At 72.9% G+C, this 25,453-nt stretch carries 21 protein-coding genes; 17 read left to right on the forward strand and 4 right to left on the reverse strand.

The annotated features are described in order from the left end of the window. Positions 1-122: 122 nt before the first annotated feature. The 6 genes from ACQP1P_RS40210 (at position 123) to fabF (ending at position 6,243) form a co-directional block, all read left to right on the forward strand. Positions 123-1,097: a glycoside hydrolase family 5 protein gene (locus ACQP1P_RS40210; RefSeq protein ID WP_433079452.1), complete on the forward strand. Its 975-nt coding sequence runs from the start codon at positions 123-125 to the stop codon at positions 1,095-1,097. A 63-nt stretch (positions 1,098-1,160) separates the two neighbouring features. Further along, positions 1,161-2,384: a PucR family transcriptional regulator gene (locus ACQP1P_RS40215; RefSeq protein WP_433090312.1), complete on the forward strand. Its 1,224-nt coding sequence runs from the start codon at positions 1,161-1,163 to the stop codon at positions 2,382-2,384. 171 nt (positions 2,385-2,555) lie between these two features. Further along, positions 2,556-3,710: an acyltransferase domain-containing protein gene (locus tag ACQP1P_RS40220; protein WP_433079454.1), complete on the forward strand. Its 1,155-nt coding sequence runs from the start codon at positions 2,556-2,558 to the stop codon at positions 3,708-3,710. After that, a complete protein-coding gene (locus ACQP1P_RS40225; protein ID WP_433079456.1) occupies positions 3,707-4,660 on the forward strand; it encodes a beta-ketoacyl-ACP synthase III in 954 nt (317 codons plus the stop codon). Before ACQP1P_RS40220 ends, ACQP1P_RS40225 begins: the two co-directional genes overlap by 4 nt. A 53-nt stretch (positions 4,661-4,713) precedes the next feature. Then, positions 4,714-4,959: an acyl carrier protein gene (locus ACQP1P_RS40230; RefSeq protein WP_223097536.1), complete on the forward strand. Its 246-nt coding sequence runs from the start codon at positions 4,714-4,716 to the stop codon at positions 4,957-4,959. Between the two features lie 66 nt (positions 4,960-5,025). Further along, positions 5,026-6,243 (forward strand): beta-ketoacyl-ACP synthase II, encoded by a 1,218-nt coding sequence (fabF, locus tag ACQP1P_RS40235; RefSeq protein WP_433079458.1) that lies wholly within the window; start codon positions 5,026-5,028, stop codon positions 6,241-6,243. A gap of 62 nt (positions 6,244-6,305) precedes the next feature. Here fabF and ACQP1P_RS40240 read toward each other — a convergent pair whose 3' ends face one another. Together ACQP1P_RS40240 and ACQP1P_RS40245 are read right to left on the reverse strand one after the other, a co-directional pair. Beyond that, complete coding sequence (locus tag ACQP1P_RS40240) at positions 6,306-7,958, reverse strand: glycoside hydrolase family 3 protein (protein WP_433090314.1); 1,653 nt, start codon at positions 7,956-7,958, stop codon at positions 6,306-6,308. A 69-nt stretch (positions 7,959-8,027) separates the two neighbouring features. Continuing rightward, entirely contained in the window at positions 8,028-8,519 is a 492-nt protein-coding gene (locus ACQP1P_RS40245; protein ID WP_433079460.1) for a DUF3145 domain-containing protein, read from the reverse strand. 254 nt (positions 8,520-8,773) lie between these two features. Between ACQP1P_RS40245 and ACQP1P_RS40250 the strand changes: the two genes are divergently transcribed. After that, positions 8,774-9,106, forward strand: coding sequence for a hypothetical protein (locus tag ACQP1P_RS40250; protein ID WP_433079462.1), 333 nt, complete (start codon positions 8,774-8,776; stop codon positions 9,104-9,106). A gap of 721 nt (positions 9,107-9,827) precedes the next feature. After that, complete coding sequence (locus ACQP1P_RS40255; protein ID WP_433079464.1) at positions 9,828-10,796, forward strand: alpha/beta fold hydrolase; 969 nt, start codon at positions 9,828-9,830, stop codon at positions 10,794-10,796. Positions 10,797-10,878: 82 nt separating this feature from the next. Here ACQP1P_RS40255 and ACQP1P_RS40260 read toward each other — a convergent pair whose 3' ends face one another. Then, positions 10,879-11,880, reverse strand: coding sequence for a saccharopine dehydrogenase family protein (locus tag ACQP1P_RS40260; RefSeq protein ID WP_433079466.1), 1,002 nt, complete (start codon positions 11,878-11,880; stop codon positions 10,879-10,881). A gap of 58 nt (positions 11,881-11,938) precedes the next feature. Here ACQP1P_RS40260 and ACQP1P_RS40265 point away from each other — a divergent pair, with 58 nt between their 5' ends. The 5 genes from ACQP1P_RS40265 to galK all read left to right on the forward strand — a co-directional run bounded on the left by ACQP1P_RS40265 (position 11,939) and on the right by galK (position 18,265). Beyond that, complete coding sequence (locus ACQP1P_RS40265) at positions 11,939-12,589, forward strand: DedA family protein (protein WP_433079468.1); 651 nt, start codon at positions 11,939-11,941, stop codon at positions 12,587-12,589. Between the two features lie 102 nt (positions 12,590-12,691). Beyond that, entirely contained in the window at positions 12,692-14,851 is a 2,160-nt protein-coding gene (locus tag ACQP1P_RS40270) for a HelD family protein (RefSeq protein WP_433079470.1), read from the forward strand. A gap of 414 nt (positions 14,852-15,265) precedes the next feature. Then, positions 15,266-16,045, forward strand: coding sequence for a DeoR/GlpR family DNA-binding transcription regulator (locus tag ACQP1P_RS40275; protein WP_259859061.1), 780 nt, complete (start codon positions 15,266-15,268; stop codon positions 16,043-16,045). A 13-nt stretch (positions 16,046-16,058) separates the two neighbouring features. After that, a complete protein-coding gene (galT, locus tag ACQP1P_RS40280; RefSeq protein ID WP_433079472.1) occupies positions 16,059-17,147 on the forward strand; it encodes a galactose-1-phosphate uridylyltransferase in 1,089 nt (362 codons plus the stop codon). Beyond that, positions 17,144-18,265: a galactokinase gene (gene galK / locus ACQP1P_RS40285; protein WP_433079474.1), complete on the forward strand. Its 1,122-nt coding sequence runs from the start codon at positions 17,144-17,146 to the stop codon at positions 18,263-18,265. Before galT ends, galK begins: the two co-directional genes overlap by 4 nt. Here galK and ACQP1P_RS40290 read toward each other — a convergent pair. Next, positions 18,262-20,376: an NPCBM/NEW2 domain-containing protein gene (locus ACQP1P_RS40290; RefSeq protein ID WP_433079476.1), complete on the reverse strand. Its 2,115-nt coding sequence runs from the start codon at positions 20,374-20,376 to the stop codon at positions 18,262-18,264. The two genes, galK and ACQP1P_RS40290, sit on opposite strands and share 4 nt — an antisense overlap. A 253-nt stretch (positions 20,377-20,629) precedes the next feature. On the opposite strand from ACQP1P_RS40290, the gene ACQP1P_RS40295 reads away from it, so the two are divergent. From ACQP1P_RS40295 to ACQP1P_RS40310, 4 genes are all read left to right on the forward strand, one after another. Then, complete coding sequence (locus ACQP1P_RS40295; protein WP_433079478.1) at positions 20,630-21,718, forward strand: ABC transporter substrate-binding protein; 1,089 nt, start codon at positions 20,630-20,632, stop codon at positions 21,716-21,718. Positions 21,719-21,791: 73 nt separating this feature from the next. Then, on the forward strand, positions 21,792-23,297 hold the full coding sequence (locus ACQP1P_RS40300; RefSeq protein ID WP_433079480.1) for a sugar ABC transporter ATP-binding protein: 1,506 nt from the start codon (positions 21,792-21,794) through the stop codon (positions 23,295-23,297). Beyond that, on the forward strand, positions 23,294-24,256 hold the full coding sequence (locus ACQP1P_RS40305; RefSeq protein ID WP_433079482.1) for an ABC transporter permease: 963 nt from the start codon (positions 23,294-23,296) through the stop codon (positions 24,254-24,256). Before ACQP1P_RS40300 ends, ACQP1P_RS40305 begins: the two co-directional genes overlap by 4 nt. After that, positions 24,253-25,293 (forward strand): ABC transporter permease, encoded by a 1,041-nt coding sequence (locus tag ACQP1P_RS40310; protein ID WP_433079484.1) that lies wholly within the window; start codon positions 24,253-24,255, stop codon positions 25,291-25,293. The genes ACQP1P_RS40305 and ACQP1P_RS40310 overlap by 4 nt, the downstream gene beginning before the upstream one ends. Positions 25,294-25,453 lie beyond the last annotated feature (160 nt).

The following is a 25,453-nucleotide window of genomic DNA, read 5'->3' on the forward strand; positions in this document are numbered from 1 at the left end:
AGGGTGGTCGATCCCCTCGCGGCCGAATCACCCTCGGACAACGGGTGAATGGCAGGGGCCCGGGTAGCGCCTCACCCGTGGTCAAACGGTTGGCGGTCCGCTCGGCGTTTCCCGCTCTGCTCATGGCCTTGCTGGGTGCGGCATATGTCACTCCGGCCCGGGCGGGGGCGGCCGAGGGCATCCATGTGGCCGACGGCCGGCTGGTCGAGTCCGGGGGTGAGCCGCTCGTACTGCGGGGCGTCAACCACGGGTACGCCTTCGGTCACGGTCCGTCGTCGGTCTTCGACGACATCCGGGCCACCGGCGCGAACGCGGTGCGGGTGGCGCTCGGCACCGGGCACGAGTGGCCCGCCACCCGGCCGGCCGAGGTCGCCGGGATCGTGGCCCGGTGCAAGGCGGCCCGGCTGATCTGCGTGCTCGACGCGCACGACACGATGGGCTACGGCACCCAGCCCGGCGCGGCCACCGTCTCCGAGGCCGTCGACTACTGGCTCACCCTGCGCGACGTGCTGCGGCATCAGGAGTCGTACGTCGTGCTGAACATCGCCAACGAGCCGTCCGGCCACGCGGTGGACGCGGACTGGCTCGGCAACAGCGAGCGCGCGATCGCCCGGCTGCGCGCGGCCGGCTTCCCGCACGCGCTCATGGTCGACGCGCCGAACTGGGGCAACGACGCGTTCCGGGTGATGTACGACCACGCCGCCGAGGTCTTCGCCAGCGACCCGCACCGCAACGTGGTCTTCGACGTGCACATGTACGGGCCGTTCGACACCGCGGAGAAGGTGTCGGGCTACCTCGGGCACTTCGTGCGGCAGCGGCTGCCGATCGTCGTCGGGGAGTTCTCGTCGCTGCACGAGTACGGCGATCCCGACGAGGACGCGATCATGGCGTACTGCGAGCAGTTCGGGCTCGGGTACATGGGCTGGTCGTGGAGCGGCAACAGCCCGCAGTACGACTATCTCGACGTGGTGACCGCCTACCGCCCGGGCCGGCTGACCGCCTGGGGACGCCGGCTCGTCGACGGGCCGGACGGGCTGCGGGCGACGGGCCGGCCCGCGAGCGTGTACGGACGGCTGTGGCTGGCGGCGGCCCGGTGATACCCGTCGTGCGAAGCTGTGCGGGTGAACGACCTGGGACGCGACCTTCCGGAACTGCCGGAGGTGCTGGGCGGTGTGGATCCGCCCGCGGCGCCGGGTTCGCTCGAGGACAGCGTCCGCTCGATCGAGCGGGCGGCCGGCTCGCTGGCCACGGCGAGCGTCGCGCGGATGGACGAGACGCTGCCCTGGTTCCGGGAGCTGCCCGCCGACCAGCGGGCCTGGGTCATGCTGGTCGCCCAGGCGGGCGTGCGCTCCCTGGTCGAGTGGCTGCGCCACCGCGGCTCGGACGGGCCCGCGCCGCCGGACAACTCCGAGGAGTTCTTCGACGCCGCGCCGCGCGCGCTGGCCCGCTCGATCAACCTGGGCCAGACGGTCCAGCTGATCCGGGTCACCATCGAGGTCGTCGAGCGGCACCTGCCCCACCTGGCCGCGCCCGGGCAGGAGACGCCGCTGCGGGAGGCGGTGCTGTACTACAGCCGCGAGGTCGCGTTCGGCGCCGCGCGCGTCTACGCCCGGGCCGCGGAGACCCGGGGCGCGTGGGACGCCCGGCTGCAGGCCCTGCTCGTGGACGCGCTGCTGCGCGGGGACTCCTCCGACGTGCTGGCCAGCCGGGCGGCCGCGCTGGGCTGGGCCGACGCGCCGCCGGTGGCGGTCGCGGTGGGCCGCTCGCCGGGCGGGGAGGCGGCCGCGGTGCTGCACACGGTGTACCGCGCCGCCCGCCGCATCGGCGTGGAGATCCTCGGTGGCGTGCACGGCGACCGGCTCGTGGTGGTGCTCGGCGGGGCCGCGGACCCGATGGCCGCGACCGAGCGCCTGCTGGTCGGGTTCGGGGACGGGCCGGTCGTGGTGGGGCCGGCGGTACCGTCGCTGGACGAGGCGACCGAGTCCGCCCGCGCGGCCCTGGCCGGCTATCGCGCCGCGCCCGCCTGGCCCGCCGCGCCCCGGCCGGTGGCCGCCTCCGACCTGCTGCCCGAGCGCGCCCTGGCCGGCGACGCCGAGGCGCGGCGGATCCTGCGGCAGGAGGTCTACGGCGCGCTCGTGCGGGCCGGCGGGGAGCTGCTGGAGACGCTGGACGCGTTCTTCGCCGGCGGCGGGGTGCTCGAGAGCGCCGCCCGGGGGCTCTTCGTGCATCCGAACACGGTGCGGTACCGCCTGCGGCGCATCGGCGAAGTGACCGGATTCACGCCCCTGGTTCCCCGCGACGCCTTCGCGCTGCGGATCGCGCTGACGATCGGGCGGCTCGATCCGCTCGCCCCGGCCGCGGCGAGCCCGCCCGCAACGGGGTGATTTGTCCGTTTATCCTGTCCGGGACGTGAACACCGGACCGCAGTGGGTAACGGCGTGGATCTGTTGGCACAACACCACGCGATCTTTTGTATGGTTCCTACAAGTGAGGTCGTCCACTTTGGTGTCTCGCGCTACCGGCGCGACTCTAGGGAATCCGGAACAGTCTTAGACGTGCTTGCCGTACTCGCTCCAGGCCAAGGCTCCCAGAAGCCCGGCTTCCTGGCCCCCTGGCTCGCCCGGCCCGGCGTCGAGGCCCGTCTGCGCTGGTGGTCCGCGCTGTCCGGGGTGGACCTCGTCCACCTGGGCACCGAGGCCGACGCCGAGGAGATCAAGGACACCGCCAAGACGCAGCCCCTGCTCGTCGCGGCCGCGCTGCTGACCGCCGAGCAGCTCCCGCTGCACGATGCCGCGCTCGTCGCCGGGCACAGCGTCGGCGAGCTGGCCGCCTCGGCCCTCGCCGGCGTGCTGACCCCCGAGGCCGCCATCACCCTCGCCGGGGTGCGCGGCCGGGAGATGGCCGCCGCCTGCGCGCTCGAGCCGACCGGGATGAGCGCCGTGCTCGGCGGCGAGCCCGACGAGGTGGTCGCCGCGATCGACGCCGCCGGGCTCTACGCGGCCAACCGCAACGGGGCCGGGCAGATCGTGGCCGCCGGGTCCCTCGCCGGGCTGGAGAAGTTCGCCGCCGAGCCGCCGGCGCGGGCCAAGGTGATCAAGCTGCAGGTGGCCGGGGCGTTCCACACGCCCTTCATGGCCCCGGCCGAGGCCGCCCTGGCCGCGGTCGCCTCCGGCATCACGCCCCGCGACCCGAACCGGGTCCTGCTCTCCAACCGCGACGGCGCGCCCGTCGGGCACGGCCCGGCCATGCTGCTGCGCCTCGTGCGCCAGGTGACCGCGCCGGTGCGCTGGGACCTGTGCATGCAGACCATGGCCGACCTCGGCGTCACCGCGATCGTCGAGCTGGCCCCGGCCGGCACCCTGGCGGGGCTCGCCAAGCGGGCGCTCAAGGGCATCGAGATCGTCACCGTGAACACCCCCGACGACCTTCCCAAGGCGCGCTCCGCGATCGCGCGGCACGGGGGCGTCCTCGCCTCGCCGGTGCCTTCGCAGGACAGCGTCGCCGTCGCCACCGCCGCGGGCCCGTTCCGCCCCGCGTGTGACGAGGGCGACCGTGTCGAGGCCGGGCAGGTCATCGGTAGTGTGCAGACCGCGCAGGGTCCGGTCGAGGTGGCCGCGCCCGGCGCCGGCGTGCTCACCGAGTGGCTCGCGCGCCTCGACGACCCGGTCGCCCCAGGCCGGCCGCTCGCCCGCATTGGAGGCCAACTATGACCCCGGCTGCCGGATCGAAGATCCTGGCGTTCGGCCACTACCAGCCGTCCCAGGTGGTCACGAACGACGACCTGTCGAAGGTGATCGACACCAACGACGAGTGGATCCGTGACCGGGTCGGCATCGCCCAGCGGCGCGTGGCCGGCACCGAGACCGTCGCCGACATGGCGATCATCGCGGGCGGCAAGGCCCTCGCGGCCTCCGGGCTCACCGCCGCCGACATCGACACCGTCGTGGTCGCCACCTGCAGCTCGATCGACCGCTGCCCGAACGTGGCGACCCGGGTGGCCGCCAAGCTCGGCATCAACGCGCCGGCCGCCTACGACCTCAACACCGCCTGCTCCGGCTTCTGCTACGGCCTGGCCAGCGCCGACCACGCGATCCGGGCCGGTGCCGCCCGCAACGCGCTGGTCATCGGGGCCGAGAAGCTCTCCGACGTGACCGACTGGACCGACCGCACCACCGCCGTGCTCTTCGGCGACGGGGCGGGCGCGGCCGTGGTCAGCGCCGCCGCCGAGGGCGAGGAGCCCGGCATCGGACCCGTGGTCTGGGGCTCGGCGCCCGAGAAGGGCGACGTGCTCAAGATCGAGGGGTGGCGGCCGTACATCAAGCAGGAGGGCCAGGCCGTCTTCCGCTGGGCCACCACCGCCATCGCCCCCTATGCCCAGGCCGCGCTCGACCGGGCCGGTGTGCAGGGCAGGGACATCGCCGCGTTCGTCGCCCACCAGGCCAACACGCGAATCATCGACGGGATCGTCAAGCGCCTCGACCTGCCCAACGCCGTCGTCCTCAAGGACCTCGTCGAGTCGGGCAACACGTCGGCCGCGAGCATCCCGCTGGCGCTGTCCAAGGCGATCGAGCGGCGTGAGATCCCCTCCGGCGCCCCCGTGCTGCTCTTCGGGTTCGGCGGCGGTCTGACGTACGCGGGCCAAGTGATCCGCTGCCCGTAGCGGTCTGTTCATCTTTCATCGACGAGCGCGTCAACCCTAGGAAGGAAAGCTCTATGTCCACCCGTGAAGAGATCGCCGAAGGCCTCGCCGAGATCCTCGAGGAGGTCGCCGGGGTCAACCCCGACGACGTCGCCGAGGAGAAGTCGTTCACCGATGACCTCGACGTCGACTCGCTGTCCATGGTCGAGGTCGTCGTGGCCGCGGAGGAGAAGTTCGGCGTGAAGATCCCGGATGACGAGGTCCCGAACCTCAAGACCGTCGGCGACGCCGTTTCGTACATCGAGAAGTCGCAGGCCTGAGCCACCGCCGGGGTCCCGCCCGGGGCCCCGGCACACCAGGTTGTGCCGTTGAGGAGTTGTTGAGCAGTGAGTGTTGAGGTCGTCGTCACCGGTCTGGGGGCCACCACTCCCCTCGGTGGAGATGTGCCGTCCACCTGGGACGCCATGCTCGCCGGAAAGTCGGGCGTGGTACCGCTGACCCAGGACTGGGCCGCGCAGCTGACCGTCCGGATCGCCGCGCAACTCGCGGTCGAGCCGACGGAGAAGATCGACCGGGTGCAGGCCCGCCGCCTGGACCGCAGCGAGATGACCGCCATCATCGCCGCCCGCGAGGCGTGGGCCGACGCCGGCTCGCCCGACGTGGACAAGGACCGGCTCGCCGTGAGCGTCGGCAGCGGCATCGGCGGCGCGCAGACCCTGCTCAACCAGGACGACATCCTGGAGGCCAGCGGCCCCCGCAAGGTGTCCCCGCACACCGTGCCGATGCTCATGCCGAACGGGCCCGCCGCCTGGATCGGCCTGGAGCGGGGCGCCCGCGCCGGCGTGCACTGCGTGGCCAGCGCCTGCGCCACCGGCGCCGAGGCGATCTCGCACGCCCTCGACCTCATCCGCCTCGGCCGCGCCGACGTCGTCATCGCCGGCGGCACCGAGGCCGTGATCCACCCGCTGCCGATCGCCGGGTTCGCCGCGATGCGCGCCATGTCGGTGCGCAACGACGACCCCGAGGCCGCGTCCCGCCCGTGGGACAAGGGCCGCGACGGCTTCGTGCTCGGCGAGGGCGCGGGGGCGATCGTCCTCGAGCGCGCCGACCACGCCCGCGCCCGCGGGGCCCGCATCTACGCGCGGCTCGCCGGGGCGGGGATCAGCTCCGACGGGTACGACATCGTGCAGCCCCACCCCGACGGCGACGGCGCGGTGAAGGCGATCGAGTTCGCCCTCCGCGACGCCGGCATCGCCAAGTCCGACATCGTGCACGTCAACGCGCACGCCACCTCGACGCCGGTCGGCGACCTGGCCGAGATCAAGGCACTGCACCGGGCCCTGGGCGACCACCCGGTGCTCACCTCGACCAAGTCGATGACGGGGCACCTGCTGGGCGCGGCGGGGGCGGTCGAGTCGATCGCGACGATCCTCGCCGTCTACCACGGGGTCGTGCCGCCGACCATCAACCTCGACGACCCCGACGACGGGCTGGACCTGGACGTGGCCGCGCACAAGGCCCGGCACATCGAGATCCCGGCGGCGCTGAACAACTCGTTCGGCTTCGGCGGGCACAACGCGGCGCTGGTCTTCGCGCGGGTCTGAGCACTCCGGCAGCCGGCTCCCCCGCCTGGCGGGGGAGCCGGTTGCCGTTCGGCGCGCCGCCGTCAGCCGCAGGCCGTCGCGGGGAGGCCCGGCACGGGCACCGGCGTGCGGCCCGGTGCCTTCGCCTTGCCCAGGAGCACATCGGCCAGCGCGGACATCGAGGCGCGGGAACCCGAGTACGTCGCCAGCAGGGTGCCCTTCGCCGAGCCGAGCACGTAGGGCGTGTCCAGCGCCACCGTCGCGGTTGCCGTCGAGGACAGGTCCGCGGAGCCGCGGCCGTAGCCGACGAGGCGCACCTCCGCGCCGCCCTGGGTCACCACCTCGGCGCCCGCGCCGCGCAGGGCCTCCTCCAGCCAGCCCTTCGCCGTGTCCGCGCCCGCCGCGGTGACCCGCACCGGGCCCGTGACCAGGGCGCCGGAGCACTTGCCGCGCAGGACGGTGATCGCGGCCGCGGCGGCCGTCCGCGCGGCGTTCCTGCCGTCCGGGCCGTCGACGATCCCGAGATCCTGCTTCGGTACCGCCCCCAGCCGCTGCTTGAGCGCCAGGATCCGCGTCGCCGACTCGACCATCCGCTGCTTCGGCAGCCGGCCGGACTTGACCGCGTCCAGGAGCCCCTTGTACGCCGCGCTGAGGCTCGGCGGCATGAGCAGGACGTCGTTGCCGGCCAGGATCGCGCGCACCGCCGCCTCGCCCGGGCCCCACTGCTCGGCCGGGGCCATGTTGAGGGCGTCGGTGACGACCACGCCGTCGTACCCGAGCTTGCCGCGCAGCAGGTCGGTCAGCACCTTGCCGGAGAACGAGGCCGGCACGCCGGGGTCGATCGCCTTCACGTCGAGGTGCCCGGACATGACCAGCCCGACGCCGGCGTCGCGCGCGGCGGTGAACGGCGGCAGGTCGGCGGTCTCGAGCGCCGTGAGGTTCTGGGAGAGCACCGGCAGGGTGCTGTGGCTGTCGGTCGTGGTGTGCCCGTGGCCCGGGAAGTGCTTGACGGTCGCGGCGACCCCGGCCGCCTGCAGCCCCCGCACGGCCGCGGCGACCTGCGTCGCGACCTTCGCCGGGTCGCTGCCGAACGAGCGGGAGCCGATCACCCCGCCGGGCTGGGTGCCGAGGACGTCGGCGTCGGGGGCGAAGTCGACGTTCAGGCCGATCGCGGCGAGCTCGGTGCCGGCCGCCTTCCAGGCCGCCTCGGTGAGCCCGGGGTCCCCGGCCGCGCCGAACGCGAGCGCCGCGGGCAGCTGCACGATGCCGTCGCGGATGCGGGTGACCTGGCCGTACTCCTGGTCGGTGCCGATGAGCAGCGGCAGCCGCGCGGGCAGGCTCAGGGTCGCCTGCTGCAGGCCGGTCGTGAGCTTCGCCACCTGGGCCGGCGACTCGACGTTCGTGGTCTTGTTGGTGCCCGCGGTGGGATCGTCGGCGCTGGAGGAGACGAGGATGATGCCGCCGAGGTGGTACTTCTTGACGATCTCGGCCGGCGTGGACGCCCCCGCGTAGTTGCGGTTGGCCGCCGCCGAGCCCGAGGAGACCTTGTCGGCGGCGTTGCCGTACGCGTACGGCATCAGCACCTGGCCGACGAGTTCCTCGTCGGAGAGCCGTCCGGCCAGGGCGGCCGGGTCCTCCCCCGCCACCAGCGCGGACACCGGCCCGCTGGCGCCCGGGTCGGCGCCCCGCTTCCCCTCGTCGGTGCAGCCGCTCGCGAGCAGTGCGAGGGCCGTCATGGACAGCAGGAGGCGGCGTTCGGGACTCGGCACCGCCCCACTCAATCATGACCGCGCAACGCCGGTCTCTCACCCGACCCGGGTGAGGAGGGTCATCGGGACGCCGTCGGCGGCGTGGCGGTACGGCTCCAGCTCGACGTCCCAGGGTGCGCCCAGGGCCTTCTCCAGCGTGTGCGCGAGGGTCTCGTAGCCGCGCGCGCTCGCCACCAGCGTGCGCAGCCGGTCCTCGGACAGCACGATGTCGCCGTTGGCGCTGGTCGAGCCGCGGAACAGGCCGCGTCCGGGCACGTGCATGAACCGCTCCCCGTCCACGCCGGGGCTCGGCTCCTCGGTGACCTCGAAGCGGATCATCGGCCACTGCCGGAGCGCGGCCGCGAGCTCGCCGCCCGTGCCGGTCGCGCCGGTCCACGAGCACTGCGCCCGCCGGGCCGAGGGCTCGACAGGCTGAACCGTCCACTCGAGGCGGACCGGCGCGCCGAGGACGCGCGCGATCGCCCACTCGACGTGTGAGGACACGGCGAGCGGTGTCGAGTGCACGTATATGACGCCACGCGTGGGCACGTAAGACCTCCTGGAGACCGAGGTGCGTCTTCCCCTACGACCTCGTGCTCCGCGGGTCATGCCTGCTTGGCGGTGACTGTTGGGACCAATGATGACGATGTTGTGCGCGGCGCGCCAGAGAATCGGTCACACCGGTGCTGCGAAATGTCCAACGGACGCATCATCCATCAGGTAACGCACCTTCTTTGAGGGCTCTCGCAGGCTGTTACACTTTCTTGTCTTCCATACGCATGCCTCGACAAGGAGTTCCCGCCGTGGCGAGCAACACCTCAAAGACCGCGCGGGCCTCAGTCCGCGCCGGTCAGGCCGGTGCTTCCGGCGCCCTCAGCGTGCTGGGTGAGTTCAAGTACCTCATCCCGCTCAACAAGGGCAAGCACGTGTACGTGCGCAACCTGACCAACGGCAAGACCGTGCACCTCAGCACCACCTCCGACGCCTTCGCCGAGGAGATCCGGGTGCTCGCGGCGGCCGGCCACGCCGCCAAGATCCGCGCCGAGATCCAGGCCCTCGACGCGGCCGAGCCGGACAACGGCTGGGCCGCCACCGAGCAGCGCCTCGTCGACGCGGGCGTGTTCGAGGCCGCCTGAGCGCCGGTCCTCTGTCATCGCGAACGCCGCCGGGCACCCGCCCGGCGGCGTTCGTCGTTTCCGAAGCCGTGGCCGCCGAAGGCTAGGACGGCGATGCGCCCGGCCTTTTGAGGATCGCGGCGTTCGTGGCCGCCAAAGGCGACGACCGCGATACGCCTGGCCGCCCACGACCGGCGGCGTTCGTGGCCACCCAAGGCGACCACCGCGATACGCCTGGCCGCCCCACGACCTGCGGCGTTCGTCATTCCCGAAGCCGTGGCCGCCGAAGGCGACGACCGCGGTGCGCCTGGCCGCTCGAAGACGGTGGCGCTTGGTCCAGAAACGGGCCATTGGCGCATATGCCCCGTCGGGCGAAAAATCCGAAAAGTCGCGGCGCGGAGCGCCCGACTTTTCGAGCAGCGCCCGGAGCCCGATCGTGAGGCGCCAGTCCGGGCGTCGCGGCGCTCAGGCGACCCGAGATGGTGAGGCGCCGGTGAGAGCGGCGCGGCGCTCGGACGACCCGAGATGGTGAGGCGCCGGTGAGAGCGGCGCGGCGCTCAGGCGACCCGAGATGGTGAGGCGCCGGTGAGAGCGGCGCGGCGCTCAGGCGACCCGAGATGGTGAGGCGCCGGTGAGAGCGGCGCGGCGCTCGGGGGACCCGAGGGTGAGGGGAGCGTTGCGAGACCCAAGCGTTATGGGGAGATGAGGGGTAATCCTGGAAACATCCGGGTAACAATTGCCCATGGGTACCGTCGCGTTCACGACCGTACAGGTCCAAGACGGCGCCCGGCTGTACGGCGTGCTCCATCCCGCCGCGTCCAGGATCCCCGGGCAGCGGCCGGTCACGGTGGTCCTCCTGCACGGCTGGACGCTCGACAACCGGCTGTGGCGCCGGCAGATCGCCGACCTGGCCGAGCGGCTCGGGGCGCCGGTGCAGATCCTCGCGTTCGACCTGCGCGGGCACGGGCGCTCCGACGCCACCCGGGGGTCCGACGCCACCCTCGAACAGCTCGGCGACGATCTCGCCGAGGTCATCCAGCGGCTCGTCCCGCGCGGGCCGATCGTGCTCTGCGGGCACTCGCTCGGCGGGATGGCGATCATGGAGTACGCCCACCGGCACGCGGCCTCGTTCGCGCGGCGCGTGGTCGGGGTCGTGCTCGTGTCCACGTCGGCCGAGGGGTCCTCGCGCACGAGCTACGGGCTCAGCCCCCGGCTCGCCCGGGTCATGCGGGTGCTCGAGGTGCAGGGGGCCGGGCTGCTCGCCCGCTCCGGCGCCTGGCGGCCGCACCGGCGGCTGATGCCGCTGCTCGCGCCCGGCGTGCGCTGGCTCGTCTTCGGCCACCGGGTCGACACGAGCTGGGTCGCGCTCACCGCGTCCATGGTCGGCAACGCCCCGCTCTGCGCCATCGGCGGCTTCCGGCCCTCCGTCGACCTGCACCACCGGGTCGACACCCTGGCCGCGATGCGGGGGCTGCCGGTCGCGGTGCTGGTCGGCTCGGCCGACCGCCTCACCCCGCTCGCGTGCGCCGAGACGATCACCCGGGAGCTGCCCGACGCCGAGCTGCGCGTCTGCGACGAGGCCGGGCACATGCTGCCGATCGAGCGCCCGGACTGCGTGACGGACGCGATCGTCTCCGTGATCCGCCGCGCCGGGCCTCGAAACCGCACCCGGCGCACCCCGCAGCAGCGCACGGCCGTCAAGTCCGGCTGACCCCCACCCCGCCGACAGTCCGGACGAGGCCGGCGCCGAGGACGCGATCGTCTCCGAGTGCCGCCGCACCGGCGCACGGCCGTCAAATCATGCTGACACGCACCCCGTCGAGGGTGCGCACGAAGCCGGCACCGAGGGCAGACGAGGGCGTGTGCACCCCGGGAGCCACCTCGCCGGCCATCACCCGCTGGACGGCGCGCAGGGACGCGTCGGCCGTCAGCGCGTACGCGTTCGGGCCCGTCAGCGTCGCCGCCCGGGTGGTCCCGGCGGCGTCGCGGACCTCGGCCCACGCCTCGCAGCCGCTCGACTCGCGCACGGACGCGGCCGGGCCGCCCGGGCGGACCAGGGCCTGGGCCGCCCGCCGCAGCGGCGGGAACCCGAACAGCGGGGCCAGGGCCGCGCCCGGCGGGAGGGGCATGTAGACGGTGATGTCGGGGATGCCGGTCGAATGCCAGGCCGTGACCAGGTCGCCCCAGCGGGTCGCGCCCACCCGGCGGGTGCCGGACGGAAACGGCACCGAGCGCGACGGGCTGCCGAAGCGGGTCGCGACCAGCTCCCCGCCGACGCGCCGCAGGGCGCCGGAGCCCATCTCGGCCAGCGCCGTGCGGGCGGTACCGCGGGACATCCCCCCGGGCGCCGAGAAGGCCAGCTCCAGGGCGGTCGCCCCGGGCAGCTCGGCGGCGAGCAGCGCGGCGAGGCAGTCGGTCGGCACCACGTCGAACCCGGCCCCCGTGATCATCGCGACACCCGCCGCGCGCGCGGCCCCGTCCTGGGCGAACATCCAGGCGAACACGTCCAGCTCGCCGGTGATGTCGAGGTAGTGCACCCCGGCCGCGAGGCACGCCGCCACCATCGGGCGCGCGGTCGCGGCGAACGGGCCGGCGCAGTTCACCACGGCCTCGACGCCCTCGAGGAGCTCGGGGGACGGAGGGCCGGCGCGGTAGGGCAGGCCGAGCTCCTCCGCCAGGGCGCGCACCGGGGCCGGCGAGCGCCCGGCCAGCACCGGCCGCTCGCCCCGGGCCACCGCGAGGCGGGCCAGCAGGGTACCGCTGTAGCCGTTCGCGCCGTACACCAGACAGCCCACGCTCAGGAAACTATGAGACCCTGGGCGGGAACGGAAGTCTCAAGGGGAGGGTCGGTCGGTGCATCACATCGAGGTGTGGATGGGCACACTCTCCCCGATCTGGGTCTACCTGCTGGTCGGGGCCGTGATCGGCGTCGAGAGCATGGGTGTGCCGCTGCCCGGTGAGATCGCCCTCGTGACCGCCTCGCTGCTGTCCGTGTCCACCTCCGTGAGCCCCTGGCTCGTCGCCTCCTCGGCCGCGGTGGGCGCGATCACGGGCGACAGCATCGGCTATCTGATCGGCCGGCGGGGCGGGCGCGCGCTGCTGGAGCGCTTCGGCCGGCGATTCCCCAAGCACTTCGGCCCCGAGCACCTGGCCAAGGCCGAGCGGGCCTTCCAGCGCTGGGGCGTGTGGGCGGTCTTCTTCGGCCGGTTCATCGCCCTGCTGCGCATCCTCGCCGGGCCGCTCGCGGGTGCGCTCAAGGTGCCGTACGGCAAGTTTCTCATCGCCAACGCCACGGGCGGCATAGTCTGGTCGTTCGGCACCGTGTTCGCGATCTACTCGCTGGGCCGCGTCGCCGAGAAGTGGCTCAAGGACTTCTCGTGGGTGGCGCTCGCGCTGGCCGTCGTCGCCGGGCTCGCCACCACCTTCTACCTGCGCCGCAAGGCGGCCAAGGAGGCCGCGGCCCTGCGCGCGGAGGCCGAGAAGGAGCCGGCGGGCACCGCGTGACCCCGGCCGGCGGGAAGCCCGCGGCCACGCCGTGATCGAAACGTCCCCGACTCGCGAGTAAGCTTTCGGGGTTGTTTTTCGCCGGGCGGCAGGAGTAGAGCGTTGAGCGACGCGGTTCGCGACTCGGAGATCGCCGCCGAGCAGGCCTATCTCGACCGGGTCTACGTGCGGCTGGACCAGCTGCGCGCGTCCGCGGCCGAGGTGGAGAAGGCCGGGTACAGCCTGGCCCGGGTCGGCAACTTCGGCGCCCTGGTCGAGCGGGACGCGATGGTGTACCACGCGGCCCGGCGCCGGCGGGCCCTGGAGAGCGAGCACGACGGGCTGGTCTTCGGCCGGCTCGACCTCGGGCCCGACGGGGTCTCCGGCGCGGACGCCGCGGCCGTCGAGCCCGCGGTGCCGGACGGCGAGGTGCGCTACATCGGGCGGCTGGGGCTGCGCGACGAGGAGTACGAGTCGCTGGTCGTCGACTGGCGGGCGCCCGCGGCGGCGCCGTTCTACCGGGCCACGCCCGCCGACCGGATGGGCGTGGTGCGGCGGCGCAGCATCCGCAGTACCAACGAGAAGGTCGTGTCGATCGAGGACGACCTGCTCGATCCGGCCGCGGCCCCCGCCGACCTGCCCGTGATCGGCGACGGCGCCCTGCTGGCGAACCTGTCGCGGGCCACCGGCCGGGGCATGAAGGACATCGTCGCGACCATCCAGCGCGAGCAGGACGACGCGATCCGCTCCCCCGCCTCCGGGATCACCATCGTGCGGGGCGGGCCGGGCACCGGCAAGACCGCCGTCGCGCTGCACCGGGCCGCCTACCTGCTCTACGCCGACCGCAACCGGTACGAGAGCGGTGGCGTGCTCGTCGTCGGCCCCTCGGACGTGTTCGTCGGCTACGTGTCGCGGGTGCTGCCGTCGCTCGGCGAGGACACGGCCACCCTGCGCTCGCTGGGCCAGCTCGTCGAGGGCGTGCAGGCGACCCGGCACGAGCCGCCCGAGGTCGCCGCGGTCAAGGGCTCGCTGCGCATGCAGCGGGTGCTCGGGCGCGCCGCGCGGGGGCCGGTGCCGGGTTCACCCGACAAGATCCGGATTCTGTACCGGGGTGAGCTGCTCACCCTCGACAAGCCCACGCTGGACGAGCTGCGCCGCACGGTGCTCAACCTGGGCGTGAAGCGCAACGCGGCCCGGGCCAAGGCCGCCGGGCACGTGCTGGACGCGCTGTGGCGCCAGAGCGTGGAGCTGCTCCCGTCGGGCCGGCAGCAGCAGCGGGCCGAGTTCGCCTCGGAGATCGCCGAGCGGCCCGAGTTCGGGCAGTTCATGCGCGGCTGGTGGCCGGTGCTGCGCCCCGTCGAGGTGCTCGGCTGGCTGGCCGACCGCCAGCGGCTGCAGCGGTGGGCGAACGGGGTGCTGAGCAACCGCGAGATCGCGACCCTCGCCGGGGCCATCGACCCCGGGTCGCTCTCGGTCGAGGACGTGGCGCTGCTGGACGAGCTGCACGAGTACCTCGGCGATCCCCCGGTGCGCAAGCGCGCCGTCCGCGACCCGTTCCACGTGGCCGAGGGCGTGCGCGAGGTCGCCACGATCTCCCAGCGCATGGCGGCGGCCCGCGAGCAGGCGCTCGAACGCCCGGACGACTACCGCGACTACGCGCACGTCATCGTCGACGAGTCGCAGGACGTCTCCCCCATGCAGTGGCGCATGATCGGCCGCCGCGGCCCGCACGCCACCTGGACGATCGTGGGCGACCCGGCCCAGGCCGCGTGGGCCGACGCCGCGGAGTCGGACCGGGCGATGGAGGCAGCCGTCGGCACGCGCCGCCGCTCCCTGTTCACGCTGACCACCAACTACCGCAACTCGGCCGAGATCTTCGCGGTCGCGGCCCGGGTCATCCGCGCGGTCCAGCCGGACATCGAGCTGCCGACGGCCGTGCGCTCCTCCGGCGTCGAGCCGGTCGAGACCGTCACGGCGGCCGGGGACCTCGCGGCGGCGGTGCGCTCGGCCGCGGCGGCCCTGCTCGAGCAGGTCGAGGGCACGGTCGGCGTGATCACCCCGACGGCCCGCCGCGCGGAGATCGCCGCGTGGCTCGACGGGCTCGACGGGCAGCGGCTGCAGACGGTCGGGGCGCTGGACTCCAAGGGCATGGAGTACGACGGGGTGCTCGTGGTGGAGCCGGCCGACATCCGCGACGAGGCGGCGACCGGATTCCGGACGCTGTACGTGGCGCTGTCCCGGGCGACCCAGCGCCTGACGACGGTGGGCACCCGCGACTTCTGACCCCCGCGGCGTGAGAGGTTCATCGCCGCCTCCCCAGCAAGGCACACAACCAAACGAGAACCTCCAGTACGGCGACAGTCCCCGAAATAGCGGGGATTGTCAATGGATAACGCCCGGCGAACAGGCCCGCTCCCCTCCGGCCGAGGGGCCGGCACCCCACGCTCCCGGCGGCCCGTCCCGGCGGCGAGGGGCACCCGTGCCGGGGATGCCGCGCAGAGTTGCCTGTTCGAGTTTGTTGACTTCTGGTCGTCTAGGTTCGAAGCTGTACGCCATGCGAGCGGCCGAGGACTTCGACCGGGCCAGCGGGGCGCGCCGGCGTGCGGGAGTCGTAACGTCTGCGGTGGAACCCGTTGTGGGTCCGGTCACTCGCGCAGCCGTGCACACCCCCGCTGCGCCTGCGAAGGGAACGGCGTGATGCTCGCACAGCAACGGCAGGCGGCCATCCTCGATCTGGTCCGCCGCCATGGTGGCGTGCGCGTGAGCCAGCTGGTCCGCCAGTTCGGCGTCTCCGACATGACCATCCGGCGCGACCTCGAGGCGCTGGCCGACCGCGGACTCGTGGACAAGGTGCACGGCGGCGCCACCATCGCCGGGCCCGGCTCCACCGAGGAGCCCGGCTTCGACGCCAAGTCGGTGCGCCAGCGCAACGAGAAGGCGGCGATCGCCGAGCGGGCCGCCAAGCTGATCGAGCCGCACACCGCGGTCGCGCTCTCGGCGGGCACCACCACCGCCGCGCTCGCCGCGCACCTCGTCGACGTGCCGGGGCTGACCATCGTCACCAACTCGATCCCGGTCGCCGACACCCTGTACCACGCCGGGCGCCCGGACCAGACGGTCGTGCTCACCGGCGGGATCCGCACCCCCTCGGACGCCCTCGCGGGCCCCGTCGCCGAGGCCGCGATCGGCTCGCTCAACGTGGACGTGCTGTTCCTCGGCGTGCACGGGATGAGCCCGCGGACCGGGTTCACCACCCCGAACCTCATGGAGGCCGGCACCAACCGCCTGCTCGTCGCCGCCGCCCGCCGGCTCGTGGTGCTCGCCGACCACACCAAGTGGGAAATGGTGGGCATCGCGACCATCACGCCGCTGGACGAGGCGGACATCCTCATCACCGACGTCGGGCTGGCCGCGGAGGCGCGCGTGCAGCTCGCCGAGCGCGTCGGTGAGCTCATCGTCGTGGACCCGAACGGTTAACCCTGGAGAACGAGTGAAGCGAACGGTCACCCACCTCGCCGACGGCCGGGAGCTCATCTACTTCGATGAGCGCGACGACGCGTCCCGGGACGCCGTCGACCAACGGGATCTCCCGCCGCCCCCACCGGCGTCGGAGATGCGGCACGACCCGATCCTCGACGAGTGGGTGGCGATCGCCGCGCACCGCCAGGGCCGCACGTTCCTGCCGCCGACCGACCAGTGCCCGCTGTGCCCCTCGACGCCCGAGCGGCGCAGCGAGATCCCCGCGCCGGAGTACGACGTGGTGGTCTTCGAGAACCGCTTCCCGTCGTTCAGCCACCGCGTCGGGCCGGCCCAGGGCGACATCCTGCCCGGGCTCGTGCCGACCCGCCCGGCCGCCGGGCGCTGCGAGGTGGTCTGCTTCACCTCCGACCACAACGCCTCGTTCGCCGCGCTGACCCCCGCGCGGGTGCGCACCGTGATGGAGGCGTGGGCCGACCGCACGGCCGACCTGTCCACCCGCGACGACATCGAGCAGGTCTTCTGCTTCGAGAACCGCGGCGAGGAGATCGGGGTCACGCTCTTCCACCCGCACGGGCAGATCTACGCGTACCCCTTCGTCACCCCGCGCACTCGTCGCATGCTGCGCTCGGCGCGCGAGCACCGGGAGCGCAACGGCGGGTCGGGCAACCTCTTCGCCGACGTGCTCGCCGCCGAGCGGGCGGCCGGGACGCGGATCGTGGCCGGCAACGAGCTGTGGACCGCGTTCGTGCCCGCGACGGCCCGCTGGCCCTTCGAGATCCACCTGTACCCCAACCGCCAGGTCGCCGACATCCCCGCGCTCACGACCGAGGAGCGCGACGCGTTCGGCCCGCTGTACCTCGAGGTGCTGCGCCGCCTGGACGGGATGTTCGGGCTGAAGATGCCCTACATCGCCGCGTGGCACCAGGCCCCGGTGCGCGTCGCGCGCGACCTGGCCTACCTGCACCTGCAGCTGTTCAGCACCCGGCGGGCGCCGGGCAAGCTCAAGTACCTGGCCGGCTCGGAGTCGGCGATGGGCGTGTTCGTCAACGACGTGCGGCCCGAGCAGGCCGCCCAGATGCTGCGGGAGGTTGCCCTGTGAGCACGGCGCTGGAACGGCTGCCGGAAGGGCCCTGGGACGCCGTGTGGGCGAGCCCGGGCCGGGTCAACCTCATCGGCGAGCACACCGACTACAACGACGGCTACGTGCTGCCCTTCGCGCTGCCGCAGCTGACCGTCGTCGGTGGCCGCCGTACCGCTGGCGAGTCCTGGACCGTCTCGTCCGAGCAGACCGGCGAGACGGTGACGTTCGGCCCCGACGACAAGGTCGAGGGCTGGGCCGCCTACGTCGCCGGCATCGTGTGGGCGCTGCGCGAGGCCGGCCACGATGTCCCGGGCGCGTCCCTGGCGATCGCCTCCGACGTGCCGTTCGGGGCCGGGCTGTCCTCGTCGGCCGCGCTGGGGTGCGCGGTGATGGCCGTGCTGGTGGACCTGGCGGGGCTGGACGTGCCGATGGCGGTGCGGCCGCGGCTGGCCCAGCGGGCCGAGAACGAGTACGTGGGGGCGCCGACCGGCATCATGGACCAGTCGGCCTCGACGCTGTGCCGCGAGGGCCACGCGCTGTTCCTGGACTGCCGGTCGCTGGCCACCGAGCAGGTGCCGTTCGACCTGGCGGCGCAGGGGCTGGCGATCCTCGTCGTGGACAGCAGGGCGCCGCACGCGCACGTGTCGGGCGAGTACGCGGCCCGCCGGCGCAGCTGCGAGGAGGCCGCGAAGATCCTCGACGTGACGGCGCTGCGGGACGTGGAGCCGGCCGGGCTGCAGGCGGCCCTCGCGCGGCTCGACGACGAGGTGATGCGCCGGCGCGTGCGGCACGTGGTGACCGAGGACCAGCGGGTGCTCGACACCGTGGAGGCGCTGCGCGCGGGCGACGCCCGGCTGATCGGGCCGCTGATGACCGCCTCGCACGAGTCCATGCGCGACGACTACGAGATCACCGTGCCCGAGGTCGACACCGTCGTCTCCGCGGCCCTGGCCGCGGGCGCGTACGGCGCCCGGATGACCGGCGGCGGGTTCGGCGGGTGCGTGCTGGCCCTGGTGGACGCCGAGCGCTGCGAGGCGGTCGAGGCGGCGGTGCGGGGGGCGTTCGCCGATGCCGGCTTCGCGCCCCCCGACGCCTTCGTGGTCACCCCGGCGGAGGGGACCCACAAGATCCGTTAGCAGACCAGGCGCGCGTCGGCCCAGTCGGCGTGGTCGTAGTCGATGCTGCCCGCGCCGCCGAGGACCAGGCGGACGCTGGAGCGGCCGGTGACGTCCACGTCGATGGCGACCGGCGCGCCGGCCGTCACCGTCGGGCTCGTGTACAGCGTCGTGCCGTCGCCCAGCACCGAGAACGTCACGCCCGTCGAGCTCGTGCCCACCTCGGCGTCAAGGCCGCCGACGGCGGTGAACCGCGTGCAGCCCGCGGACGGGACCGTGATGTCGCTCGCCGCGTGGGCGCCGACCCCCTTGGGGTAGGACACGCCGCCGACGGTGATGACGCTGCCGTCCGCGGCCGCCTGCTCCCCGTTGGACATGTCCCGCTCCGGCTGGCCCCAGCCGTTGCTCGTCGCGCCCCAGGTGCGGTCGCTGACGGCCGAGCCCGAGCCGGCACCGGCGCAGACCAGGGTCGGGCTCCCCCAGTCCGCGTGGTCGCTCGTGATGCCGTTCGTGCGGGCGTCGGTGACGCGCAGCTCCAGGTTCAGGTAGCCGCCCGTCGACACGGTCAGGCGGGTCGGTGCCTGGCCGCCGGTCTTCACGCCGGAGTAGCCGAGCAGGCGGCCGTCGCCGTAGACCGCGAAGCGCACCGAGCCCGCGGTGCCCGTCTCGTTGTCGACCCCGACCTGCGCGGTGAAGGTGCGGCAGGCCCGGCCCAGGTACACCTGGACGGCCGAGTCCGCGTGCGTGCCGAGGCCCTTGGCGAACGTGGTGCCGCCGATGGTGAGCGTCCCGCCGTCGCCGGCCGCCTGCTCGCCGTTGGCGCGGTCGCGCTCGACCGGGCCCCAGCCGTTGCTGGACGCGGCCCACGTCATGTCGCTGACCTGGTAGGTGCCGGCCGCGGGCGCCGCGGAGAGGGAGCCCGCGCGGGTGACCCGGAACATGGCGACGCCGTGGGAGGGCACCGAGGCGCTGAGCGCGCCCGTGGTGGTGCCGGTCGCGCCGGTCCAGAGGTTCTTGGTGGCGTACGAGCTGGAGCCGGCGAGTCCGAGGGCGGCCGCGCTCGTCGAGACGGTCGCGGTGGCGGCCCCGCGGTTGAACAGGACCACGGCGACCGATCCGTCGCTCATCGGCTTGGCCCAGACCTCCTGGTCGCCCGCGTCGGCGATGCGGCGGCCCTGGGAGCCGCCCCAGTCCCGGTTCACGGCGATGACGTCGGCGTTGCGCAGGATGCCGAGGGTCGCGGCGCTGACCGAGCGCAGGTCGTTGCCGAGCAGCAGCGGGGCGGACAGCAGCGACCAGAGCGAGAAGTGGGCGACGTTCTCGTCCTGGGTGAGCGAGCCGTTGCCGACCTCGAGCATGTCGGGGTCGTTGTAGAACCCCTTGCGCGCGAACGGCTCCAGCCCGGCCTGCTGGTCGAGGATCGAGGTGATGCTGCCCCAGCTGGCGTTGATGTCGCCGGTGGTGCGCCAGGAGCTGCCCCCGACGTTGGGGCCGAAGACCCACGGCTGGTCGTCGCCCCAGTTGCAGATGCTGTAGACGATCGCCCGTCCGGTGGCCTTCAGCGCGTCGCCCATCGCCTCGTAGCGGTCGTAGGCGGGACGGCCCTGGTTGTTGCAGTTGTCGTACTTGAGCAGGTCCACGCCCCAGGAGGCCCACGTCTGGGCGTCGGTGGTCTCGTGGTCGAGGCTCGCGGGCAGCCCCTGGCAGGTGGCGGTGCCGGCCGAGGAGTAGATGCCGAGCTTGAGGCCGCGGGCGTGCACGTAGGTCGCGATGGCCGCGATGCCGCCCGGGAAGCGGGTGGGGTCGGGCTGCAGCCGGCCCTGGGCGTCACGGGTGCTCGCCATCCAGCAGTCGTCGATGTCGACGTAGGTGTACCCGGCGTCGCGCAGGCCGGTGCTGACCATGGCGTCGGCGGTCGCCTTGATCAGGTTCTCGTCGATGTTGCAGCCGAACCGGTTCCAGCTGTTCCACCCCATCACGGGGGCGGTGAGGGGGCCCGGCTGCGGCGTGGCGGTGGCCGAGGCGGGCGATGTGACGGTCACCAGGACGGGGATGGATGCCGCGAGGGCCAGCCCGAGGGTCGTGGCGGCGGCGGTCAGGGCGCGTTGCAGCGCCCCGGAAGATCGGATCATCGCAGCTCCCAGGCAGTACGAGATCGAACATGTTGAATATTGTTGTACGCCGTCCCCCACGCTCGCACAAGGTCCCCCATCGATGTCGGTCCGGCATCGCCCAGGTCTCGGTCATGTGACAGTTGGTGTTTGGTTTTGGGCGGGTGGGTGGAAAGTCTTGACAGAAAAAGTTGGAGGATGAGTGAATGCGATACACCTCGATGAGGTCCCGCACCGACACCCCAGTCGACCCCTCGCTCAAGGGAGTTGCACCATGATCGATATGCGTGGCCGCTGGCGGCCCGCCCTGGCCGTGCTCAGCGCCGCGGCCCTGCTGATGACCGGCTGCGCGAAGTCCGAGGACGACAACACCGGGTCCGGCTCGTCGGCGAACGCCTCCGCCGCCGCGCAGGCCACCAAGTCGGCCGACGCCTCCGGCGCCAGCTGCACGCTGCAGCAGTTCGGCGGCACCAAGATCGACCTGAAGACGGCGCAGGTGGGCTTCTCCCAGTCGGAGAAGGAGGCCAACCCGTTCCGCATCGCCGAGACCCAGTCCATCAAGGACGAGGCGAAGAAGCTGGGCATCCCCGAGGCCAACCTCAAGACGACCAACGCCGACTCGAAGTTCGACAAGCAGATCACGGACGTGAGCACCCTGATCGACCAGGGCGTGCAGCTGCTGATCGTCGCGCCGCTGAACTCCGACGGCTGGGACTCGGTCTTCGCCAAGGCCTCGGCGAAGAAGATCCCGATCATCACGATCGACCGGAAGATCAACGCGAAGAGCTGCACCAACTACCTGACCTTCATCGGGTCGGACTTCGCGGAGCAGGGCAAGCGGGCCGCCGACAAGATGGCCAAGGCCCTCAACAACACCGGCACGGTCGCGATCCTGCTCGGCGCGCCGGGCAACAACGTCACCACGCTGCGCACCAGCGGCTTCAAGGACGAGATGGCCAAGGTCGCCCCGGGCATCAAGATCGTCTTCGAGCAGACCGGCAACTTCTCCCGCGAGGAGGGCCAGAAGACGGCCGAACAGCTGCTGCAGGCCAACCCGAACGTCAACGGCATCTACGCCGAGAACGACGAGATGGCCCTCGGCGCGGTGACCGCCCTCAAGGGCGCCAGCAAGAAGGCCGGCGACGTCAAGATCGTGACGATCGACGGCACCAAGGGCGCGGTCCAGGGCATCGTCGACGGCTGGATCTACTCGGTCATCGAGTCCAACCCGCGCTTCGGCCCGCTGGCCTTCTCCACCGCCGAGAAGTTCTTCAACGGCGAGGCGATCCCGGAGAACATCATCATCTCCGACCGCGAGTACGACTCCACCAACGCGTCGTCCGACATCGGTCTGTCCTACTAGGCCCGGCAACCCCGGCCCGCGCCCGGCCTCGCGCCGGGCGCGCGCCGGGGTTCGACGCGTGGAAAGAGGCAACATGTCCCTGCTGGAAGTCACCGGGGTCAGCAAGCGGTTCCCGGGCGTGCGCGCGCTCGACGACGTCTCGTTCACGCTGAACGCGGGCGAGGTGCACGCGCTCGTCGGCGAGAACGGCGCCGGCAAGTCCACCCTGATCAAGGTCCTCACCGGCGTGTACCGCCCGGACGGCGGCGAGGTGCGCTACCAGGGCGAGCCGGTCTCCTTCGGCGGCCCGCTGGACGCCCAGGCGGCCGGGATCTCCACCATCTACCAGGAGGTCAACCTCGTCCCGCTCATGAGCGTGGCGCGCAACCTCTTCCTCACCCGCGAGCCGCGCAACCGCCTCGGCCTGGTCGACGTCGCCCGGATGAACCGCGAGGCGGCCGAGATCCTCTCCGGCTACGGCATCACCTCCGACGTGCGCCGCCCGCTGGGCCTCATGCCCCTCGGCGCGCAGCAGATGGTCGCGCTGGCCCGGGCCGTCATGGTGGACGCCAAGGTCGTCGTGATGGACGAGCCGACCTCCTCGCTGGAGCCCCGCGAGGTGGAGACGCTCTTCGGCGTCATCCACCGGCTGCACGAGCGCGGCGTCGGCATCATCTACGTGAGCCACCGCCTCGACGAGCTGTACCGCATCTGCGACAGCGTCACGATCCTGCGCGACGGCAAGCTCGTCCACGCGGGCCGGCTGGCCGGCCTGGAGCGCGTCGAGCTCGTCTCGCACATGCTGGGCCGTCCGGTCTCGGCCGAGCGCTCGTTCACCAGCTTCGCCGGCGAGCACGACGCCGCCGGCGGCGCGCCGGTGCTGCGGGCCACCGACCTCAACAGCCGCCACCGCCTCGCCGGCGTCAGCTTCGAGGTCCGGCCGGGCGAGGTCGTGGGGCTCGGCGGCCTGCTCGGCGCCGGGCGCAGCGAGACCATCAAGGCGGTGGCCGGCGCGCTGCCGCTGGACGGCGGGACCGTCGAGGTCGACGGCCGGCCGCTGCGCCGCCCGACCCCGGTGAGCGCGCTGAAGGCCGGCATCGCCGTGCAGCCCGAGGACCGCAAGGCCGAGGGCATCGCGCTGGGGCTGTCGGTGCGGGAGAACATCGCCCTGGCGATCCTGCCCCGCCTCGCCACCGCCGGCGTCGTCTCCGAGCGCAAGATCGACGAGATCGTGGACACGTTCATGAAGCGCCTGCGGATCAAGGCGTCCGGCCCGCACCAGCGGGTCGGCGACCTCTCCGGCGGCAACCAGCAGAAGGTGCTGCTGGCCCGGCTGCTGGCGACCGGCCCGAAGGTGCTGCTGCTGGACGAGCCGACCCGCGGCATCGACGTGGGCGCGAAGGCCGAGGTGCAGGCGCTCATCGACGAGCTGGCGGCCGAGGGCCTCGGGGTGGTGCTGGTGTCCTCCGACGCCGAGGAGCTCATCGAGGGCTCCGACCGGGTCGTGGTCCTGCGTGATGGCGCCGTGGTGGGGATGCTGCGCGGCGAGGAAGTGACGACGGAGCATTTGATGAACGTGATCGCGGTGGCGTCGTCATGACGGACACGACGGCTGTCGACCGGCTCGACCTGTCCCGCTGGCGCCGGCTGCTGCCGGTGTACGGCGTGTACGTGGCCCTGCTCGTGCTGGTGCTGTTCAACATCGTCTGGACCGACAACTTCCTCGAGTGGTCGAACCTGCGCATCCAGCTCGTCCAGGTCACCCCCGTGGTGATCGTGGCGCTGGGCATGGCGCTGGTCATCGGCACCGAGGGCATCGACCTGTCGGTCGGGTCCGTGATGGCCCTCGGGGCGGCGATCATCCCGCTGTACCTCGGCTACGGCCCCGTCCCCGCCATCGTCCTCGCGCTCGTCGGCGGGCTGGTCATCGGCCTGGTCAACGGCGGCCTGGTGGCCTTCGTCGGCCTCCAGCCGATCGTGGCGACGCTGGCGATGCTGGTGGCGGGCCGGGGCATCGCGCTCGTGCTGTCCAGCGGGCGCTACAAGGACATCCACGACCAGAACTTCATCGAGATCGGCACGGGCCAGTTCTTCTACGTGCCCTACACCGTGTGGATCGCCGCGGTGCTCGCCGTCGTGGTCGGCTTCGTGGTGCGCCGGACGGTCTTCGGCCGGCGGCTGCTGGCCGTCGGCGACAACCGCCCGGCCGCGGTGCTGGCCGGCGTCCCGGTGCGCCGGGTGCTGGTGACGGTCTACGTCATCAGCGCGATCCTCGCCTCGATCGCGGGCGTCATCCAGGTGGCCCGGATCGGCTCGGCCGACGCGTCGCGGATCGGGCTGCTCATCGAGCTCTCCGCGATCACCGCGGTGGTCGTCGGCGGCACCCCGCTGACCGGCGGCAAGGTGCGCGTGCTGGGCACCGTGGCCGGCGCGCTGCTCATGCAGCTGCTGACCGCGACGATGATCGCCAACAACCTGCGCGACTCGACCGCGCAGATGGTGCAGGCGGTCATCATCCTGGTCGCCGTGTACGCGGCCCGCGAACGGAGGACCCGATGAGCCGGACGCCTGCGCGCATGCCCGCCGGTACCGTGGTCACGCCCCCGGCCAAGGCGGCCCGGGCCGAGGCCGCCTCGATGCGCACCGAGCGGATCGTCGAGCTGGTGCAGCGCCAGGGCGCGCTCGCCGTGCTCGTGCTCGTGATCGTCGTCGGCGTCGTCACGTGGGACAGCTTCCGCACCTTCGACAACCTCGGCACGGTGCTCATCTCCACCGCGCCGCCCGCGCTCATCGCGCTCGGCATGACCTTCGTGATCATCAGCGGCGGCATCGACCTGTCCGTCGGGTCGCTGTACGTGCTGGGCGGGGTGCTGGCCGCCTGGGCGTCGCAGTTCGGCACCTGGGCCGCCTTCGCCCTCCCGCTGGCCGTCTGCGGGCTGTTCGGGCTGGCGCAGGGGCTCATCATCGCCTACGCGCGGCTGGCGCCCTTCATCGTCACGCTCGCCGGGCTGCTCGGGGCCCGCGGGCTGATGCTCGCCCTGTCCGACGAGGGGGCCGACACCTACCTGGTGAAGACCGACTCCTTCAAGCACTTCGGCACGGGCGAGCTGGGCGGGATCGGGTACCCGGTCTACCTCGTCGTGGTGCTCTTCGCGGCCGGGATGCTGCTGCTGTACCGCAGCCGCTTCGGCCAGTCCGTCTACGCCATCGGCGGCAGCGAGGACGCGGCCCGCCTGATGGGCGTGAAGATCCGCGGCACCCAGGTGCGGGTCTACGTGCTCTCCGGCCTCCTGGCCGGGCTCGCGGGCGCCATCAACGCCGCCCGGCTCGGCTCCGGCGTCACGGTGCTGGGCACGGGCATGGAGCTCGACGCGATCGCCGCGGTGGTCGTCGGCGGCACGCTGCTGACCGGCGGCGCGGGCACCCTCGGCGGCACCATCGCCGGCGTGCTGCTGCTGCAGGTGATCCAGAACATCATCAACCAGATCGGCACCGTCACGTCGGCCTGGCAGACGGTCATCAGCGGGGCGTTCATCGCGCTGGTGGTCGTGGCGCAGACCTATCTGGCCCGGCTGCGCCGGGTGGCCTCCGGTTAGTGGGGTGGGGGGCCGGGAGGGGAGCGTCGCCGGAGGCTTCGGCGGCGCTCCCCTCGCCGTTTCTGCAACTTGCAATAGCTGACGCTGCGATGCCGGCCGCACACCGTGTGCGACCTGGACCTTCCGTGCGCGAACACGATGTCCTCCTTGCCACCCGCAC

The sequence above is a fragment of the Dactylosporangium sp. CA-052675 genome (assembly GCF_050947935.1).
Classification (GTDB): Bacteria; Actinomycetota; Actinomycetes; order Mycobacteriales; family Micromonosporaceae; genus Dactylosporangium.

Bases quoted from the DNA above. Each gene is read 5' to 3' on its own strand.
- ACQP1P_RS40255 (WP_433079464.1), top strand. From the start codon at position 9,828: ATGGGTACCGTCGCGTTCACGACCGTACAGGTCCAAGACGGCGCCCGG.
- ACQP1P_RS40275 (WP_259859061.1), top strand. From the start codon at position 15,266: ATGCTCGCACAGCAACGGCAGGCGGCCATCCTCGATCTGGTCCGCCGC.
- ACQP1P_RS40290 (WP_433079476.1), bottom strand. From the start codon at position 20,376: ATGATCCGATCTTCCGGGGCGCTGCAACGCGCCCTGACCGCCGCCGCC.
- ACQP1P_RS40210 (WP_433079452.1), top strand. From the start codon at position 123: ATGGCCTTGCTGGGTGCGGCATATGTCACTCCGGCCCGGGCGGGGGCG.
- ACQP1P_RS40240 (WP_433090314.1), bottom strand. From the start codon at position 7,958: ATGACGGCCCTCGCACTGCTCGCGAGCGGCTGCACCGACGAGGGGAAG.
- ACQP1P_RS40225 (WP_433079456.1), top strand. From the start codon at position 3,707: ATGACCCCGGCTGCCGGATCGAAGATCCTGGCGTTCGGCCACTACCAG.
- ACQP1P_RS40230 (WP_223097536.1), top strand. From the start codon at position 4,714: ATGTCCACCCGTGAAGAGATCGCCGAAGGCCTCGCCGAGATCCTCGAG.
- ACQP1P_RS40295 (WP_433079478.1), top strand. From the start codon at position 20,630: ATGATCGATATGCGTGGCCGCTGGCGGCCCGCCCTGGCCGTGCTCAGC.
- ACQP1P_RS40310 (WP_433079484.1), top strand. From the start codon at position 24,253: ATGAGCCGGACGCCTGCGCGCATGCCCGCCGGTACCGTGGTCACGCCC.
- ACQP1P_RS40305 (WP_433079482.1), top strand. From the start codon at position 23,294: ATGACGGACACGACGGCTGTCGACCGGCTCGACCTGTCCCGCTGGCGC.
- ACQP1P_RS40300 (WP_433079480.1), top strand. From the start codon at position 21,792: ATGTCCCTGCTGGAAGTCACCGGGGTCAGCAAGCGGTTCCCGGGCGTG.